Origin of the sequence: Cellulomonas septica (genome assembly GCF_012396155.1) — a bacterium.
In the GTDB taxonomy this organism is placed as follows: domain Bacteria; phylum Actinomycetota; class Actinomycetes; order Actinomycetales; family Cellulomonadaceae; genus Cellulomonas; species Cellulomonas septica.
Genome location: NZ_JAAXOY010000595.1, coordinates 1 through 2,246 on the forward strand (window position 1 = coordinate 1; position 2,246 = coordinate 2,246).

The 2,246-nt window shown below is 74.9% G+C and carries 1 protein-coding gene and 1 pseudogene; both read left to right on the forward strand.

The features are described 5' to 3' along the window. Positions 1–1,544 (forward strand): trypsin-like serine protease (locus tag HGA02_RS17025; RefSeq protein ID WP_168680363.1); only part of this gene is annotated, 1,544 nt, incomplete at its 5' end. 356 nt (positions 1,545–1,900) lie between these two features. Next, positions 1,901–2,246, forward strand: a pseudogene (locus HGA02_RS21745) (ALF repeat-containing protein); the annotation flags it as partial.

The following is a 2,246-nucleotide window of genomic DNA, read 5'->3' on the forward strand; positions in this document are numbered from 1 at the left end:
CGCTCGCGCTCGCCTGCGTCGGGGTGCCCGCCGCCTTCGCGGTCCAGGGCACGACGCCGACCGGGCCGACCGCGGCCGCCACGGTCAGGCTCGAGATCGGTGCGGACCGCGCGTGCTCCGGCGCGCTGCTGGGGCCGTGGTGGGTGCTGACCGCCGCGTCCTGCTTCACCGACCCGGCAGGAGGTGCCCTCGTCGAGGGCAGGCCGACGCAGCCGACGAAGGCGACCGTCGGGCGCGTGGACCTGACCGGGACCGCCGGTCGGGTGCTCGGCGTCGACCTCCTCGTGCCGCACCCGGACCACGACGTGGTGCTGGCGCGGCTCTCCGCGCCGGTCGGTGACGTCGCGGCCGTCAAGGTCGCCACGGCCGCGCCGGTCGTGGGCGAGGCGCTCACGGTCACCGGGTACGGCCGCACCGGGATCGACCTGGTCCCGGACACCGCGCACGTGGCGACGTTCACCGTCGGGGCCGTCGCGGGGGGCACGATCGACCTCGAGGCGCAGAGCGCGGGCGCGACGATCTGCAAGGGCGACGCCGGCGGACCCACGCTGCGCACCACGTCGTCGGGCGTGGAGCTCGTCGCCATCCACCACACCGCCTACCAGGGCGGGTGTCTCGGCTCGACCGCGACGAAGCAGGCGGCGACCGAGACACGCGTGGACACGCTCGCCGGCTGGATCACCCAGAACACCGTGAAGAGCTGCGGGCCGACGCCCGCCCCCGCTCCGGCGCAGCAGCCCGTCGCCGACGGTCAGCTGATCCGGACCCCGAACGGGACGATCTCCATCGTGGCGGGCGGCGCGAAGTACGGGCTCTCGTACGCCCAGTGGGCCGCGATGGGCCTTCGCGGGTACACGGACGTGTCCGACGCGACCGCCGCCACGCTGGTCGACGTGCCGCGCGACGGCACGTTCCTGCGCAACCCGGCCGACGGCGGCATCTACAAGATCGTCAGCGGCACCCGGTACCGGCTCTCCGCGACGGAGTGGCAGGCGCTCGGGTCGCCGGGCTACACCGACGTCCCCGTGGAGTTCATCAACCGCGCTCCCGACGCCGCCGCCGGGGGACCGGCCCTGCTCCGTGACCCCGCGAACGGGTCGATCTACCAGGTGGTCGGATGCTCGCGGTACCCGCTGACCCTCGCCCAGTGGCAGGCGCTCGGGTCGCCGCCGTACCAGCCGGCGCCGGCCGGGCTCATCTCGCGCATCCCGACGGGAGTGCCGACCGAGCCTGCCCTGCTGCGCGACCGCACGGACGGCGGCATCTACCAGGTCGCCGGGACCGCGAAGTACCGGCTCTCGATGGCGGAGTGGCAGGCCCTCGGCTCGAAGCCGTACACCGAGGTCCCGCCGGCGCTGCTCGCGCAGGTCACCCGCACGATCCCCACGCGCCACGTGCTGCTCCGCAACGCGTCGACGGGGGAGATCTTCCAGGTGGTGGGCGGTGCGAAGCGCAAGCTCTCGTCCGAGCAGTGGCTGGCCATGGACGACCGGACGTACGTCGACGTCCCGGTGGGCTGGCTCGGGGCCATCCCGAGCTGGTGACGGCGCGACGGCGTCGGACGGGGCGACTCGTCCGACGCCGTCGGCGTCGCGGTGACACGCCGGCAGGGGAGTGCCGCGAATCGCCCCGCAGCGAGTCATCGGGGCATTAACATCCGTCACCGAGGGGTATGTCCCGAGACCGCAGGAGCGCGCCCCGCGCCACCTGCCTCCGGGCGTACCCGTCGCTCACGTTCCCGCGCACCGCAGGCCGCCCGCTCTCGCCTGCCGACGCACGGGACGAGGGGTGCGGGGTCGGACGTCGTCAGCAGGTGACGAGGGCTCCCGTCGACGCAGCGTCGCGTCCGACGGTGCCCTCCGGAGGGGGAGCTGTGGCACGTATCGGTGTGCGGTCATTGGTGGCTGGTGTCGTCTCGGTCGTGCTGGGGCTGACCGTGGGCGGGACGCCCGCCGCGGCGGACGAGCCGCTCGACGACGGGAGCGACCGGTCGTGGGCGGCCGCGCTGCTCACGACCGGCACACCATCGGTCCGGCGCGCGGCCGAGGCGGCGCTGCTGGGCTCCGACGCCCAGCTCGACGCCTTCGTCGACACCGGGTTCGAGGCGGCGCTCGCGGCCGACTACCGCGCGTCGGCGCAGACCCTGGGCGGCACCGACGGTCCCGCGCTGAAGGCGGCGGCGACGACGGCGCTGGCCGGCACCGACGCGCAGCTGAAGGCGTTCGTCGACGGCGGCTTCCGGACGG